General features: G+C 71.7%; 16 protein-coding genes. 12 read left to right on the top strand and 4 right to left on the bottom strand.

Annotation, left to right across the window (positions count from 1 at the left end):
- Positions 1 to 82: 82 nt before the first annotated feature.
- The 3 genes from ACFSL2_RS14685 (at position 83) to ACFSL2_RS14675 (ending at position 3,215) form a co-directional block, all read left to right on the top strand.
- Positions 83 to 574 carry a chitinase gene (locus ACFSL2_RS14685; protein ID WP_377198568.1) on the top strand — a complete coding sequence of 164 codons (492 nt, stop codon included), beginning with the start codon at positions 83 to 85 and terminating at the stop codon, positions 572 to 574.
- A 173-nt stretch (positions 575 to 747) separates the two neighbouring features.
- On the top strand, positions 748 to 1,803 hold the full coding sequence (locus ACFSL2_RS14680) for an aldo/keto reductase (protein ID WP_377198567.1): 1,056 nt from the start codon (positions 748 to 750) through the stop codon (positions 1,801 to 1,803).
- A gap of 176 nt (positions 1,804 to 1,979) precedes the next feature.
- On the top strand, positions 1,980 to 3,215 hold the full coding sequence (locus ACFSL2_RS14675) for an NAD(P)/FAD-dependent oxidoreductase (RefSeq protein WP_377198566.1): 1,236 nt from the start codon (positions 1,980 to 1,982) through the stop codon (positions 3,213 to 3,215).
- A 7-nt stretch (positions 3,216 to 3,222) separates the two neighbouring features.
- Here ACFSL2_RS14675 and ACFSL2_RS14670 read toward each other — a convergent pair whose 3' ends face one another.
- A complete protein-coding gene (locus ACFSL2_RS14670) occupies positions 3,223 to 3,975 on the bottom strand; it encodes a TetR/AcrR family transcriptional regulator (protein ID WP_377198565.1) in 753 nt (250 codons plus the stop codon).
- 104 nt (positions 3,976 to 4,079) lie between these two features.
- Here ACFSL2_RS14670 and ACFSL2_RS14665 point away from each other — a divergent pair, with 104 nt between their 5' ends.
- From ACFSL2_RS14665 to ACFSL2_RS14640, 6 genes are all read left to right on the top strand, one after another.
- Positions 4,080 to 4,577, top strand: a complete 498-nt coding sequence (locus ACFSL2_RS14665; protein ID WP_377198564.1) for a nitroreductase family deazaflavin-dependent oxidoreductase — start codon at positions 4,080 to 4,082, stop codon at positions 4,575 to 4,577.
- On the top strand, positions 4,574 to 5,545 hold the full coding sequence (locus tag ACFSL2_RS14660; RefSeq protein ID WP_377198563.1) for an NAD(P)-dependent alcohol dehydrogenase: 972 nt from the start codon (positions 4,574 to 4,576) through the stop codon (positions 5,543 to 5,545). Before ACFSL2_RS14665 ends, ACFSL2_RS14660 begins: the two co-directional genes overlap by 4 nt.
- Positions 5,546 to 5,573: 28 nt before the next feature.
- The gene (locus ACFSL2_RS14655) at positions 5,574 to 6,242 is read left to right on the top strand and encodes a ThuA domain-containing protein (RefSeq protein WP_377198562.1); all 669 of its coding nucleotides are present in this window, start codon (positions 5,574 to 5,576) and stop codon (positions 6,240 to 6,242) included.
- A 101-nt stretch (positions 6,243 to 6,343) separates the two neighbouring features.
- Entirely contained in the window at positions 6,344 to 6,577 is a 234-nt protein-coding gene (locus ACFSL2_RS14650) for an antitoxin (protein ID WP_377198561.1), read from the top strand.
- Complete coding sequence (locus ACFSL2_RS14645; RefSeq protein ID WP_377198560.1) at positions 6,564 to 6,914, top strand: type II toxin-antitoxin system PemK/MazF family toxin; 351 nt, start codon at positions 6,564 to 6,566, stop codon at positions 6,912 to 6,914. Before ACFSL2_RS14650 ends, ACFSL2_RS14645 begins: the two co-directional genes overlap by 14 nt.
- Positions 6,915 to 6,965: 51 nt before the next feature.
- A complete protein-coding gene (locus tag ACFSL2_RS14640) occupies positions 6,966 to 7,424 on the top strand; it encodes a VOC family protein (protein WP_377198559.1) in 459 nt (152 codons plus the stop codon).
- 70 nt (positions 7,425 to 7,494) lie between these two features.
- On the opposite strand, the gene ACFSL2_RS14635 is transcribed toward ACFSL2_RS14640, so the two are convergent.
- A complete protein-coding gene (locus tag ACFSL2_RS14635) occupies positions 7,495 to 7,668 on the bottom strand; it encodes a hypothetical protein (RefSeq protein ID WP_377198558.1) in 174 nt (57 codons plus the stop codon).
- A 44-nt stretch (positions 7,669 to 7,712) separates the two neighbouring features.
- Positions 7,713 to 8,219, bottom strand: a complete 507-nt coding sequence (locus ACFSL2_RS14630; protein ID WP_377198557.1) for a tRNA (cytidine(34)-2'-O)-methyltransferase — start codon at positions 8,217 to 8,219, stop codon at positions 7,713 to 7,715.
- 276 nt (positions 8,220 to 8,495) lie between these two features.
- Between ACFSL2_RS14630 and trpS the strand changes: the two genes are divergently transcribed.
- A complete protein-coding gene (gene trpS, locus ACFSL2_RS14625) occupies positions 8,496 to 9,647 on the top strand; it encodes a tryptophan--tRNA ligase (RefSeq protein WP_377198556.1) in 1,152 nt (383 codons plus the stop codon).
- Positions 9,648 to 9,853: 206 nt separating this feature from the next.
- Here the strand turns inward: trpS and ACFSL2_RS14620 are convergent, their stop codons facing one another.
- Entirely contained in the window at positions 9,854 to 11,767 is a 1,914-nt protein-coding gene (locus tag ACFSL2_RS14620; protein ID WP_377198555.1) for a phosphoenolpyruvate carboxykinase (GTP), read from the bottom strand.
- A 177-nt stretch (positions 11,768 to 11,944) separates the two neighbouring features.
- On the opposite strand from ACFSL2_RS14620, the gene ACFSL2_RS14615 reads away from it, so the two are divergent.
- The gene (locus tag ACFSL2_RS14615; protein ID WP_377198554.1) at positions 11,945 to 13,414 is read left to right on the top strand and encodes a helix-turn-helix domain-containing protein; all 1,470 of its coding nucleotides are present in this window, start codon (positions 11,945 to 11,947) and stop codon (positions 13,412 to 13,414) included.
- A gap of 54 nt (positions 13,415 to 13,468) precedes the next feature.
- Positions 13,469 to 14,146, top strand: a complete 678-nt coding sequence (locus ACFSL2_RS14610; RefSeq protein ID WP_377198553.1) for a hypothetical protein — start codon at positions 13,469 to 13,471, stop codon at positions 14,144 to 14,146.
- Positions 14,147 to 14,198 lie beyond the last annotated feature (52 nt).

Genomic DNA, 14,198 nt, shown 5'->3' with positions numbered 1-14,198 from the left:
ACCGGAACTCGTTCTACACCTACGCCGGGCTCGTCGACGCTCTCGGCGCGTACCCGGGTTCGCCAACACCGGCAGCGAGACCGTGCAGAAGCGCGAGGCCGCCGCGTTCCTCGCCAACGTCTCCCACGAGACCGGCGGCCTGGTCCACATCGTGGAGCAGAACACGGCGAACTACCCGCACTACTGCGACACGACGCAGCCCTTCGGCTGCCCGGCGGGCACCGACCAGTACTACGGGCGCGGCCCGGTGCAGCTGAGCTGGAACTACAACTACAAGGCAGCGGGCGACGCTCTCGGCATCGACCTCCTCAACAACCCGAGCCTGGTCCAGACGAACTCGGCCATCGCCTGGAAGACCGGGCTCTGGTACTGGAACACGCAGAACGGGCCGGGCACCATGACGGCGCACGCGGCGATGGTGAACGGCGCAGGGTTCGGTGAGACCATCCGCAGCATCAACGGCCGCATCGAGTGCGACGGCGGCAACCCGGCGCAGGTGCAGAGCCGCGTCGAAACCTATCTCCGCTTCACGAGTGCGCTGGGCGTGGACCCGGGCGGCAACCTCTACTGCTGATACTGCTGACCAAGCGCCCCCGCACCTGTCGGACGCTCAGGTCACCCACGTGACCTGAGCGTCTGACACCCACCCAGGGACCCGCCGCGGGCACCCAAGGGACCCGCCCGGGACCCGCCCGGACCCGCCCGGGCGCGTGTCGACCACAAGGCCACTCATGCCACGATGGCCGCATGCCACTCGCATCTCCGTATCTCGCCGGCGACGACCGGTACGACACCATGTCCTACCGCCGCACCGGCCGTTCCGGTCTGGACCTCCCCGCGCTCTCGCTGGGCCTCTGGCACAACTTCGGCGACACCAGCCCGTTCGACACCCAGCGCGCCATCCTGCGCCGCGCGCTCGACCTGGGCGTGACCCACTTCGACCTGGCGAACAACTACGGCCCGCCCTACGGCTCGGCGGAGCAGAACTTCGGGCGGCATTTCGCGGCCGACCTGAAGCCGTACCGCGACGAGCTGATCCTCTCGACCAAGGCCGGCTACGACATGTGGCCCGGCCCGTACGGGGACCACGGATCGCGCAAGTACCTGCTCGCCTCGCTGAACCAGTCGCTCACCCGGATGGGCGTCGACTACGTCGACGTCTTCTACCACCACCGGCCGGACCCCTCGACCCCGCTCGAGGAGACCATGGGGGCGCTCGCCTCGGCGGTGCAGCAGGGCAAGGCGCTGTACGTGGGCATCTCCAACTACTCGCCCGAGCGCACGCGCGAGGCGGCGCGCATCCTCGGCGACCTGGGCGTCCCGCTGCTCATCCACCAGCCGTCCTACTCGATGCTGAACCGGCACATCGAGGACCCGGCTCACGAGGACGCGTACGACGGCAGGCAGAGCGAGTCCCTGCTCGACGTCGTCGGCGAGCTCGGGGTCGGCACCATCGTGTTCTCCCCGCTGCAGCAGGGCCTGCTCACCGGCAAGTACCTCACCGGCGCCGCACCGGAGGGGTCCCGGGCGGCCCGCTCCGACTCCCCGTTCCTCTCGTCCGGCGCCCTCACCGACGACTACCTGCGCCGCGCCACGGCGCTCAACGAGATCGCCGCCGGACGCGGCCAGACCCTGGCACAGCTCGCGCTCGCCTGGGTGCTGCGCGACTCCCGGGTGACCTCGGCGCTGATCGGTGCGTCGTCGGTGGCGCAGCTCGAGGACAACGTGGCGGCGCTCGCGGCCGGGCCGCTGACCGCGGACGAGATCGCGGCGATCGAACCACTGGCGCAGCCACTGGGCTGAGCCCGAGACCGACCCCTCCCCGGTCCGGAGCCGGGCGGCGAATCCACACCACGCGTTCCACCGCACTTCACTGCGTCGTCGCGCTGAATCGATCCGGGGGGCGGACGATGGAGGTATCCGCCGCTCGACGGGGAGGGGTACTGCAAGGTTCTGCCCTGATCAGAAGGAGCACGAGCGTGCCCGAAACGAAGACCGCTACCGTCGTGGGTGCCGGCATGGTCGGCCTCGCCACCGCCTGGCACCTGCAAGAGCGTGGCGTGGAGGTGACAGTCCTCGACCGGCGCAGCGTGGCGTCCGGAGCATCGTGGGGCAATGCCGGCTGGCTCACGCCGGGCATGGCGATGCCGCTGGCTGACCCGTCGCTCTGGGCCTACGGCCCGAAGGCGATGCTCGACCCCGATGCCGCGCTCAGCGTCCCCTTCCGGTTCGACCGCGCCCTCTGGGGGTTCCTCGCCCGGTTCATGTCGCACGCGACTCCTGGCCAGTGGCGCCGTGCCATGGCTGCCCTCACACCGATCGACCGGATGGCGCTCGAGGCGTACGACGAGCTCGAGGCCGGCGGCGTGCACGCGACGTCGTACCCGAGCCGGTGGGTGGTCGGGTTCGAGCGGGAGCCGGAGTCCCGCCCGTTCGTGCACGAGCTGCGCGGTGTGGCGAAGGCGGGCCAGGAGATCCGGCTCGCCAGGGTGCCCGACGGCGTCCGCGTGCCGCACCTCTCCCGGGCCGTCCGGTCGACGTGGACGCTGGAGGGGCAGCGGTACATCGAGCCGGGCCCGTACACCCAGGCGCTCGCGACGTCGGTCAGTGCGCGAGGTGCGAAGGTGCTGACGGGTGCCGCCGTGGAGGACATCCGCCCGGTGCCCGGTGGCGTCGAGCTGGCCGTCTCCGGCCACGGCCGGATGCGGTCCGACACCGTCGTGATCGCCACGGGTGCGTGGCTCCCGGGGCTCGCCGAGCAGTTCGGCGTGCGTACCAAGGTCCAGGCCGGGCGCGGCTACTCGTTCAGCGTGCCGGTGGAGGGGCCGCCGATCGACCACCCGATCTACTTCCCGGCCCGGCGGGTGGCCTGCACCCCGTACCAGGGGCGGCTGCGCGTGGCCGGGACCATGGAGTTCCGGGGGCCGGACGAGCCCTTCCAGGAGGGTCGGGTGCGGGCGATGGTGAACTCGGTCCGCGCGCTCTTCGAGGGGGTCGACCTCGACTCCCGGGAGGACGAGTGGGTCGGTTCCCGGCCGGTGACCCCCGACGGGCTGCCGCTCGTGGGCCGAACCACCGCGCCCGGCGTCTACGTGGCCGGTGGGCACGGCATGTGGGGCATCGTGCTCGGTCCGGCGACGGGCCGGGCTCTGGCGACGATGATCACCACCGGGGGTACGCCCGAGGAGATCCGGCCGTTCGACCCGCTGCGGTAGCGGAGGGTCAGTGCTGCTCGCGCTCGGCCAGCCGGTCGAGCCCGTCGAGGATGAGGTCCAGGCCGAACTCGAACTCGGACTGGCCGTCGCACCAGCCCAGTGCGGAGCCGGCGTCCTCGTGCCCGACCTCGGCCAGCATCTCGACCATGTGGGGCACCTGGTCGGCCATCTGCACCAGCATCGCGGTGGCGGCGTCGTCGGCTCCCGCCGTGGCGCTGCCACCGGCCGCCGAGCCCGCCGCGGCGCCGTCCGGCTCGAAGAGCTCCTGCGAGAACCCGAGCGCCCGGCTGCCCAGGGCGTGCATGGCGTGGTGGATCAGGTCGTACGAGAAGCCGCCGCGCCGCATCAGCCCGAGCAGCGATTCGTAGTACCGCACGATGTGCAGGCTGAAGGAGGTGCGCGTCTCCAGCACCGTCGACGCCCAGGGATGGCGGAGCAGCACCGCCCGTGCCGTCAGGATCTGCCGACGCATCGCGGGCTTCCACGCGGACCCGGGCGCCTCGTCCGGCAGGGCGGCCAGCCCGCCGACGGCGTCCTGGATCTCCGCGGCGACGACGTCGACCACGCCGTCGAGCAGGTCCTCCTTGTTGGCGACGTGGTGGTAGAGCGACATCGCCTCGATCCCGAGCTCACGGGCCAGGCTGCGCATCGTGAGCGCTCCGAGGCCCTCGCGGTCGGCCAGGGCGACCGCCGACTCGAGCACCCGGGCACGGGTCAGAGCGTTTCGTGGTGCTGTGCCTGCCGTCCGGGGTGAAGTCATGATCCCGCGATCCTACGTCCGCGAAGTCTTGACGGGCAGCAGCCCACGGTCGTAACTTACGCCGTAAGGCTTACACCGTAAGTCTCCTCGGGAAGGTGGACGTCATGTGGGTCTGGATCCTCTGGGTGGTTGCCGGGCTGGTGGTGGTAGGGCTCTGCGGGTTCCTCGCGCTCGTGGTGACCATGCGGACCAAGAACCGGCGCGGGCTCCTGCTCGTCCGGCGCTTCGGCCGGCGGTTCGCCCGGCCCATGGAGATGCGGACCGCCGGTGAGCCCGGCGCGTCGGCCGCCGTCATCCGGCACGTCGGGCGGCGGTCCGGGGCGCAGTACGCGACACCGATCGGGGTGTACCCGATGGACGGGGACTTTCTCGTCTACCTCCCGTACGGGCTCGAGGTGGACTGGCTGCGCAACGCCCGCGCTGCCGGCGCCGCCGAGCTGCGGGTCGAGGGGCGCACCCACCAGGTGGTGCCGCGGATCATCGAGCCGGCCGAGGCGCTGCCGTACCTGTCCGCGGCGGACCGGCGGGTCGCGCGGCTCTTCGGTGTCACCGACTTCCTCATGCTGGAGCGGGCTCCGGTCGGCTCGAGCGGTACGCCATGAGGGCCGTGGTCCGGGACGCGTACGGCCCGGTCGACGTGCTGCGGCTCGCCACGGCCGAGGACCTGGCGCCGGAGCCGGACGAGGTCGTGGTCCGCGTCGCGGCCGCCTCGCTGAACATGGCGGACCTGGACCACCTGCTGGGCCGCCCGCGGCTCGCCCGTCTCGGCACCGGCCTGGTCCGGCCGTCGAGCCGCCGCGTGGGGGTCGACGTCGCCGGGACCGTCGCGGAGGTGGGGCAGGCGGTTCCGGGCCTCCGCGCCGGCGACCGCGTCTGGGCCGACCTGTTCTCGGTCGGGCACGGTGCGCTCGCCGACCGGGTCCGCGTCCCGGCGTCGGCCGTGTCGCCCCTGCCCGACGGCGTGACGTTCGACGACGCGGCCACCGTGCCGCACTCGGGGTCGCTGGCCCTGCAGGGGCTGCGCGCGGCCGGCCCGATCCGGCCGGGCGAACGCGTGCTGGTCAACGGAGCCGGCGGCTGTGTGGGGCCGTTCGCCGTGCAGATCGCGAAGGCTCGGGGTGCCGTGGTCACCGCCGTCGACCACGGCGACAAGCTCGACTTTCTCCGGGAGCTCGGCGCGGACGAGGTGATCGACCACACCCGCGAGGACTTCACCCGGGGGGACGGGCGGTTCGACGTCGTCCTCGACATCGCGGACACCCGGTCCGTTGCAGCGCTCCGCCGGGCGCTCGCGCCCGGCGGGCGATACGTGCTGATCGCCCGGCGGATCGGCTCCTTCGCGGAGAAGGCGTTGCTGGGCCCGGTCGTGGGCCGGCTGACCGGCACCCGGATCGGCGTCTTCGCCTGGCGCCCGAACCAGCGCGCCGACCTGGCCGAGCTGGCCGAACTTTTGGCCGCCGGCGACGTGGTGCCGCGGATCGACCGCCGGTACGGTCTCGACGAGCCGGTCGAGGCGTTCCGCCGGCTCGGATCCGGTCAGGCACGGGGCAAGGTGCTGGTGGTGCCGTAGCCCGGGCCCCTCGTGGCAGGATCGCACCGTGACGACGAAGCGCATCCTCATCCTGGCCGGCCGCGGACGTTACGAGGACCCCTGGCACGACCACGCGGCGACGTCGCACGTGGTCGCCGGCATCCTCGGTGACCTGGGCGCCGTCGAGGTGCGCGGGCTCTTCCGGGACGCGCTGGACGACCTCGACTCCGTGGACCTGCTGGTCGTGAACGGCGGCTCGGGCCGCCGCGACGCGGACTTCGACGGGTCCGACGACGACTGGCTCGGCTTCCACTCCCGGCTGGCGGGCTGGGCACGGGCCGGAGGCGCGGTGTTCGGGCTGCACCAGGCGGCCAACACGTTCTACGACGCGACCGACTGGGCGGCGGTACTCGGCGGTCGCTGGGTGCCCGGCGAGTCGATGCACCCCCCGATCGGCTCGGCCCGGTTCGAGCTGGCGCAGGGGCACCCCGTCACGGACGGCCTGGGTGCCGTCGAGGCGTTCGACGAGCGGTACTGCCACCTCCGCGTTGCCCCGGGCACGCGGGTCCTCGGCACGACCCTGGACGACGACGGTGCCGCGCAGCCCGTCCTCTGGGTCAACGAGACTCACGGTGGCCGCAGCGTGTACTCGGCGCTGGGTCACGACCCTCGCTCGTTCGCCTCGGCAGGTCACCAGGAGCTGCTGCGCCGGTCGGCGTCCTGGTTGCTGCCGTAGCACCGTGCCTGGACGAGTTCGGCGGTAGGTGTCACCGCGTTCGACGTCACGGTCTTGCTACCCCTGGTTCAGAAAAGGCCACTTCGGGTAGGATGGTGGGTATGAAGGTCAGTGTGAGCATCCCGGAACAGGACCTGCGGTTCCTGGACGAGTACGTGGAGGACAAGGGTCTCGGTTCACGGTCGGCCGCCGTCCACGAGGCGATCGTCGCGCTTCGACAGATGGTCCTCACGCTGGAGGCCGAGCAGGCGATCGCAGAATGGTACGAATCGGGCGAGGCTGAGGTCTGGGACGTGACGGTGGCCGACGGTCTGGAGTCCGATGTACCGCGGTGAGATCTGGTACGCGGACCTCGACCCGGTTCGGGGCTCCGAGGCGAACAAGGTTCGCCCGGTCGTGATCGTGTCGAACGATGCGTACAACGCGGCAGCTCGTCGGCTCGGGCGTGGCGTACTGACAGTCGTGCCTCTGACAAGCAACGTCAAGCGGATCCACTCGTTCCAGACGCTCGTCTCGAAGCCGGGCTCGGGGCTGCCCGTCGACTCCAAGGCGCAAGCGGAGCAGGTACGTGGCGTGGACATGGATCGCCTGGTCAACCGCGTCGGGAAGTTGTCCGCGGAAGAGGTGGCGGACCTCGACGACGCCTTGCTGGTGCACCTCGGCATCTCGTGATTCGCCGAGGCGCTTGACCTCTACCTAGGTTGAGGTTGTTGGCTGGGTCGCATGGAGATCATGAGCGTCGACACGGTGACCCGGTCGACGGCGGAGACCGCCGCGTACTACGAGGCCGTCCTCGGGCTCCCGGTGCGGAAAGAGATCGGTGCGGTGGAGGTCGCCGTCGGGCGCTCGGTCCTCCGGTTCCGGGAGGACCCGGACGCCCTGGGGGACCAGCACTACGCGTTCCTTATCGACGACGCCCGGTTCGACGCGGCCCGGTCCTTCCTCCGGGCAGCCCCGGCCTGCTGGGCGACGGTGACCACACCGAGTTCGAGGCACAGCCGGCCTGGAACGCGCGGTCGCTCTACTTCCCGGGCCCCGACCGGTCGGTGCTGGAAGTCATCGCGCGCCGTGATCTCCCCACAACGCTGGGTGCCGGGCCCGCGCCGGGTGCGAAGGCCTCGAGCCTGCCCGGGCCTGGCGCCCAGCCCGTCCCCTTCGGGCCCGGCGACCTGCTCTGCGTGAGCGAGGTGGGCATCGCCGTGCCCGATGTCGTCGGTACGGCCGACCGCCTCACCGAGGCCGGGGTCGGTCGCTATCCGGACGGGTCGGACACGTTCTCGCCGGCCGGGCACATCGACGGCATGCTCATCCTGGTTCGGCCGGGCCGCACCTGGTTCCCGACGTCGGACCGCGTGGTGGGCGAACCGCCCGCCACGGTGATCGCGCAGGCCGGGGTGGCGAGCTCCGGCGTCGTGCCCGGGAGCAACGACGTGCGAGGATCCCAATATCACTTCTGCGATCGATCGCCCCTCACGCGCCCTCCGCGAACCCCGCCTGGCGCCACACCTCGTACACCGCGATCGACGCCGCGTTCGTCAGGTTGAGCGACCGCCGCCCGGGCAGCATCGGGATCCGCAGCTCGTCGGTGACGCGGGAGTGGGAAAGCGCCTCGGGCGGCAGACCGGTGGGCTCCGGACCGAACAGCAGCACGTCACCCTGCCGGTACTCGACGTCGGTATAGCGGGTGGTCGCCCGGGTGGTGAACGCGAAGACGCGGGCCTCCGGCAGCGCGTCCAGCGTCGCGTCGAGCGACGGGTGCACGTCCATGACGGCCAGGTCGTGGTAATCGAGGCCCGCACGCTTCAGCTTGGCCTCCGACAGGTCGAAGCCCAGTGGCTCCACCAGGTGCAGCCGGGCGCCGGTGACGGCGGCGAGCCGGATCGCGGAGCCGGTGTTACCGGGGATGCGAGGCTCGAAGTAGACGACGTGGGCGAGCGGGGACTCGGGCAGCGCGGAGGCGTCAGGCTGGTGCGGCACGGGTCCATTCTCGCTGCCCGACGGCGGGTGGGTGACGGCGGACCGGTCTCGGCCACACTGACGGCCCGCTCCGCGGCGCCGGACCCTCGTTGCTCGGCACCGCGCCCGCGCCTACGCTGAGGCCATGACGCACGGGCTCAACTGGTGGCGGCTGCACTTGCAGCCGTGACCTGACGCGCCCACCCGCACAGAAGTCCCGAGCTGCTCACCCGCAGCCCGGGACTTTTCTGTGCCCGACGCCGTCCGTGGGCAGCTCCCTGACCGAGGAGAACCCCCATGCCCGTCAGCACCATGCCCGAGGCGACCATGCCGACGTCGGCCACCCCGCACGAACCGAGCAGCCCGACCACCCCGGGCAGCACTACCCGCTCCGCCGCTGCCGCGCGCGAGCGCACCGCCGTCCTGGAGAGCCAGATCGTCCAGAGGCCGGGGGACTACCGCGTCCTGACCGGGGACCGCCCGACCGGCGCGCTGCACCTCGGACACCTGCTCGGCACCGTCGCCAACCGGGTGCGCCTGCAGGACCTGGGTGTCGAGGTGTTCCTGATCGTCGCCGACTACCAGGTCATCACCGACCGGGACGACGCCGGAGACCTGCCGGCCACCGTCCGCGAGGTGCTGCTCGACTATCTCGCGGCCGGGCTCGACCCCGAGCGCAGCACGGTGTTCACGCACTCGGCGGTGCCCGCGCTGAACCAGCTGCTGCTCCCGTTCCTGTCCCTGGTCACCGTGGCCGAGCTTGAGCGCAACCCCACGGTCAAGGCAGAGGCGGCGGCCGCGGCGGAGCGGGGCGGTCGGGGGATGAGCGGCCTGCTGTTCACCTACCCGGTGCACCAGGCTGCCGACATCCTGTTCTGCCACGGCAACCTCGTGCCCGTCGGCGTGGACCAGCTGCCGCACCTCGAGATCACCCGCACCGTCGCCCGCCGCTTCAACCAGCGGTACGCGGCAGCGCAGCCGTACTTCCCTGAGCCGGACGCGCTCATCGCGCCGTCGACGACCATCCTCGGCGCCGACGGGCGGCGGATGTCCAAGTCCCGCGGCAACGCGCTGGAACTGCGGGCCTCCGACGACGAGACGGTGGCGTACTTCAAACGGGCCAGGACGGACTCCGACCGCGCGATCACCTACGAGCCGGAACGCCGTCCCGAGATCGCCAACCTGCTGCAGATCGGCGCGTACTTCACCGGCACGACGCCGCAGGCGCTCGCCGACGAGGTGGGGTCGGCAGGCGCGGGGCGGCTCAAGGCGGTGGTCACCGAGGCGGTGGTGGAGGGCCTACGTCCCCTCCGTGCCCGACGCGCGGAGCTCGCCTCCGCAGGCCCGCGCCACCTTGCCGAGGCGCTGGCCCGGGGCAATGCCCGAGCGAACGCCATAGCGGACCGCACCCTGGACGACGTCCGCGACCTGATGGGCATGCGCTACTGATGAGCCGCCGGCATCCAGCATCTTCGAGACCTATGCTGCTCCGCTTTGGACCGGCTCAAAGCGGAGCTGCTTAGGTCTCGAAGGAGGGGAGGCAAGAGAGATCCCCGGCCGGGATGCCTCAATAACCCGGCCGGGGAGCATTGCTCGGACGGCCGACGGTGCGACGGGTAGCCACCCGTGGGTGCCGCGTCGTCGGCCGTCCGAAGTCAGCGGGCCAGGCGCTCCTTGAGAGCGTCCAGCTGGGCGTGCAGCTCGGCCGGCGTGTGGTCGCCGAACCGTGCGAAGAACTCCGCGGTGAGCTCGGCCTCGGCCAGCCACGGCTGCGTGGGGACGTCGAAGAGGGCAGCCAGGTCGGCGTCGGACACGTCGATGCCGTCGAGGTTCAGCGTGCCCGGCGCGGGCAGGTTGCCCACCGGGGAGGCGACCGAGGTATCGGAGCGCAGGCCGCGGCCGGCCTCGACCTGACCGACGATCCACTCGATGACCCGCGAGTTCTCGCCGAAGCCCGGCCACAGGAAGCTGCCGTCGTCGCCCTTGCGGAACCAGTTGACCTGGAAGATCCGCGGGCGCTTCGACTCCTCGATGCTCGCACCGACCTCGAGCCAGTGCGACCAGTGGTCGGCCATGTTGTAGCCGCAGAACGGGAGCATCGCGAAGGGGTCCCTGCGGAGCTCGCCAAGCGCGCCCTCGGCCGCGGCCGTGCGCTCCGACGAGATCGTCGCGCCCATGAAGACGCCGTGCTCCCAGCCGAACGACTGCGCCACGAGCGGCACGTTCGTGGCACGGCGGCCGCCGAACACGATGGCGTCGACCGGAACGCCGGCCGGGTCCTCCCAGGTGTCCGCGATCGTGGGGCACTGGGCGGCGGACACGGTGAAGCGCGAGTTGGGGTGGGCCGCCGGCTTGTCGGAGGCCGGCGTCCAGTCGTTGCCCTGCCAGTCGATCAGGTGCTCCGGCGCCTCGGGCGTCAGACCTTCCCACCAGACGTCGCCGTCGTCCGTCAGGGCGACGTTCGTGAAGATGGTGTCGTGGTCGAACGTCGCCACTGCCGTGGGGTTGGTGTCGACGCCGGTGCCCGGCGCCACGCCGAAGAAGCCGGCCTCGGGGTTGATCGCGCGCAGGGTCCCGTCGGTGCCGGGCCGCATCCACACGATGTCGTCGCCGAGGGTCTCGACCTTCCAGCCCGGGATGGTGGGCTGCAGCATCGCGAGGTTCGTCTTGCCGCAGGCGCTGGGGAAGGCGGCGGCCAGGTGGTACTGGCGCTGCTCGGGAGACGTGATGCGGATCAGCAGCATGTGCTCGGCCAGCCAGCCCTCGTCGCGGGCCATCGCCGAGGCGATCCGCAGCGCGAAGCACTTCTTGCCGAGCAGGGCGTTGCCGCCGTAGCCGGAGCCGTACGACCAGATCTCGCGGGTCTCCGGGAAGTGCACGATGTACTTGGTGTCGTTGCAGGGCCAGGCGACGTCCTGCTGGCCCTCGTCCAGCGGAGCGCCCACGGAGTGCACGGCCGGCACCCACTGCTGCCCGGCGTCGATCAGCCGGAGGATCTCGTCCGAGACGCGCGTCATGACGTGCATCGAGACGACGACGTACGGCGAGTCGGTGATCTCGACACCCACCTGGGAGATCGGGCCGCCGACCGGTCCCATCGAGAACGGCACCACGTACATGGTGCGGCCCTTCATCGATCCCTCGAACACGCCGTCCAGCTCGGCGCGCATCTCGTCCGGAGCGGCCCAGTTGTTGGTGGGGCCGGCGTCCTCCTCGGCCTCCGAACAGATGAACGTGCGCGACTCGACGCGGGCGACGTCGGCGGGGTTCGAGCGGGCCAGGTAGGACCCCGGCCGCTTCTCCTGGTTCAGCTCCACGAGCGTGCCAGCTGCCAGCATCTGGTCGATGAGGCGCTGCTTCTCGTCGGCGGAACCGTCGCACCAGACGATCTCGTCCGGCTGTGTCAGCTCGGCGACACCGGCCACCCAGGCGCGCACGTCATGCTCTCCGGCGGACGGCGCGGCCTGTGCCGCCGTCGCGGGGGACGTGCTGGAGCCCTGGCCGCTCGTCAGGTCGGAGACGAGCTCGGCGACGAGCCGGGTACGGCGGGGGTTCGCGAGGACGGACATGTGCGCTCCGATCGTCATGCGGCGGGCCACGGTGGCGGGCTTGTTTCCACTCTGGGGGGTGGATCTGCCCGATTTCCAGCCCCCGGGCTGTCAAGAAACGCCGATCTTCACGTAGTGTGAAGTAGCGGGTTCCTGCTGCCCCGTCCCGGGCAGCGCCGTGACACGAGGGAGGGTGCCATGGGGATCGACGGGGAGACCGACCTGATCACCCTGGGCCGCCGCATCCGCCACCTGCGCACCGCGCAGGGGCTCACCCTCGACGCGCTCGGCGAGAAGGTGGGCTCGGCCCCGAGCCTCCTGTCCCTCGTGGAGAACGGGCGGCGGGAACCGCGCCTCGGCCTCCTGCGGTCGATCGCGGAGGCCCTCGGCGTGCCGATGAGCGAGCTGCTCAGCGCGGAGCCGCCGTCGCGTCGCGCCGCGCTGGAGATCGCGCTCGACCGGGCGCAGCGCGGGCCTCTCTTCACCACCCTGGGCGTGCCGGCCGTCAAACCCAGCCAGAAGCTGCCGATGCCCGTGCTCGAGCAGCTGGTCGGCCTGCACGAGGAGCTCGCACGCCGTGAGCAGCTGGCCATCGCCACGCCCGAGGAGGCGCGGCGCGCCAATACCGAGCTGCGCCTGGAGCGGGAGGCGCGCGACAACCACTACCCCCAGTTCGAGGCGGTGGCCGAGCAGCTGGTCCGGGCCGCCGGGTATACGGGCGGTGCCCTGACCCACCGCACCGTGGCGCGGATGGCCGAGCAGATGGGCTTCACACTGCTGCACGTGGACGACCTGCCCCGGTCCGCCCGGTCCGTGACAGATCTGCACAACGGCCGCATCTACCTGCCTCCGGCGTCCACCCCGGGTGGTCACGGACTGCGGTCGCTCGCGCTGCAGGCGCTGGCGCACCGGGTGCTCGAGCACGACCGGCCACGCTCCTACGGCGAGTTCCTGCGCCAGCGGGTGGAGATCACGTACTTCGCCGCCGCATGCCTCGCGCCGCAGTTCGTGGCCGTGCCGTTCCTGGAGGCGCGCAAGCGGGACCGCGACCTCGCGGTCGAGGACTTCCGCGACGCGTTCGGCATCACGCACGAGGCCGCCGCGATGCGGCTCACCAACCTCGCCACGCACCACCTCGGCATTCCCCTGCACTTCCTGCGGGTGGGGGCCGACGGCGCACTCTTCCGCGGCTACGCGAACGACGGCCTCCCGTTCCCGCAGGACGTCACGGGCGCCATCGAGGGGCAGCTGATCTGCCGGCGCTGGGCGGCACGCGAGGCGTTCGAGCGGCGCGACCGTGCCACGGAGTTCTACCAGTACACCGACACCCCGGCCGGGACCTTCTGGTGCTCCACCCAGACAGGGTCCATGTCGCCGTCGGGCGGGCCGGACGGCGGCTCGGGCGCGTTCTCCATCACCGTCGGTGTGCCCTACGCCCATGCCAAGTGGTTCCGGGGGCGGGACACCCAGGTGCGGCGGAGCTCCGGGTGCCCGGACCCGGCCTGCTGCCAGCGCCCGGCGCCGGAGCTCACGGAGCGTTGGTCGGGTGAGGCATGGCCGTCCGGGCGCATGCACCAGCAGATCCTCGCGGCCCTGCCGCGCGGCGCCTTTCCTGGTGTGGACGATGCCGAGGTGTACGCCTTCCTGGACAAGCACGCGCCGGAATGAGGGTTTACGCCGTATCGCGCGTTCCTGGCGGGTGCCGGGTTAGCGTAGGCAACCGTGGCATCGAATCTGGCATGTATCGGACTGGACGTCTGGCGACGTAGCGACTTTCGCGACATGGTGGCGGCGGCGCGCTCCGAGGCGGAGACGATCGCCAAGGACGGCGAGGTCGGCGTCCATATCTGGACCGACGTGTCCGGCGCGCGGCTCATCCTCACCACCGAGGGCGACCTGGTCCGAGTGGTCACGCCCACGTTCTACGCGGCGCCCGGTGCCGTCATCTCCGAGCCGCAGGCGGTCGACGGCGGGCTCGTGCTCGCCGAGCTCGTGAACGACGAGGACGAGGTCATCACCGAGATCGCCTGCCAGCTCGAGGAGCTCGCCTTGCTCGGTTCGGCGGCGCCGCCGGTCGAGGGCCCGGTGTCCATCGTGGTGCTGGGCAACTCCACCGAGGTGATCGGCCGGGCCGACGCCGCCGTGCCCGGCCTGGTCTTCGAGCCCACCGGGGCCTATGCCCTGTCGACCGACGCCGTGGCGCACCTGACCGGCGTCGTGCTCGCGATCGAGGAGCGCGCCGTCGGCCGCACGGGCCAGGCCTTCACCGCCGCTCGCCTGCAGACCGACGGCTTCCAGGTCACCCTCTGCGTCCCGGCCGGCAAGCCGGTGCTGGCCACCGGTGACGTGGTCGAGGTGGACGGCTATGTGGTGGCGTCCATCCCGGCCCTGCGTAACTAACCGCCGTCCGGCCGCCCGGCCGCCCGTCACCGCCCGTCGAACGTACGGGTGG

This window comes from Promicromonospora aerolata, assembly GCF_042682255.1.
In the GTDB taxonomy this organism is placed as follows: domain Bacteria; phylum Actinomycetota; class Actinomycetes; order Actinomycetales; family Cellulomonadaceae; genus Promicromonospora; species Promicromonospora aerolata.
Note: the sequence above shows the minus strand (reverse complement) of the source record. Positions and strands in the feature narration are given on the sequence as shown.

Coding starts and splice junctions, on each gene's coding strand:
- ACFSL2_RS14680 (WP_377198567.1), top strand. CDS start 748: ATGCCACTCGCATCTCCGTATCTCGCCGGCGACGACCGGTACGACACC.
- ACFSL2_RS14670 (WP_377198565.1), bottom strand. CDS start 3,975: ATGACTTCACCCCGGACGGCAGGCACAGCACCACGAAACGCTCTGACC.
- ACFSL2_RS14665 (WP_377198564.1), top strand. CDS start 4,080: ATGTGGGTCTGGATCCTCTGGGTGGTTGCCGGGCTGGTGGTGGTAGGG.
- ACFSL2_RS14660 (WP_377198563.1), top strand. CDS start 4,574: ATGAGGGCCGTGGTCCGGGACGCGTACGGCCCGGTCGACGTGCTGCGG.
- ACFSL2_RS14650 (WP_377198561.1), top strand. CDS start 6,344: ATGAAGGTCAGTGTGAGCATCCCGGAACAGGACCTGCGGTTCCTGGAC.
- ACFSL2_RS14645 (WP_377198560.1), top strand. CDS start 6,564: ATGTACCGCGGTGAGATCTGGTACGCGGACCTCGACCCGGTTCGGGGC.
- ACFSL2_RS14640 (WP_377198559.1), top strand. CDS start 6,966: ATGGAGATCATGAGCGTCGACACGGTGACCCGGTCGACGGCGGAGACC.
- trpS (WP_377198556.1), top strand. CDS start 8,496: ATGCCCGTCAGCACCATGCCCGAGGCGACCATGCCGACGTCGGCCACC.
- ACFSL2_RS14620 (WP_377198555.1), bottom strand. CDS start 11,767: ATGTCCGTCCTCGCGAACCCCCGCCGTACCCGGCTCGTCGCCGAGCTC.
- ACFSL2_RS14615 (WP_377198554.1), top strand. CDS start 11,945: ATGGGGATCGACGGGGAGACCGACCTGATCACCCTGGGCCGCCGCATC.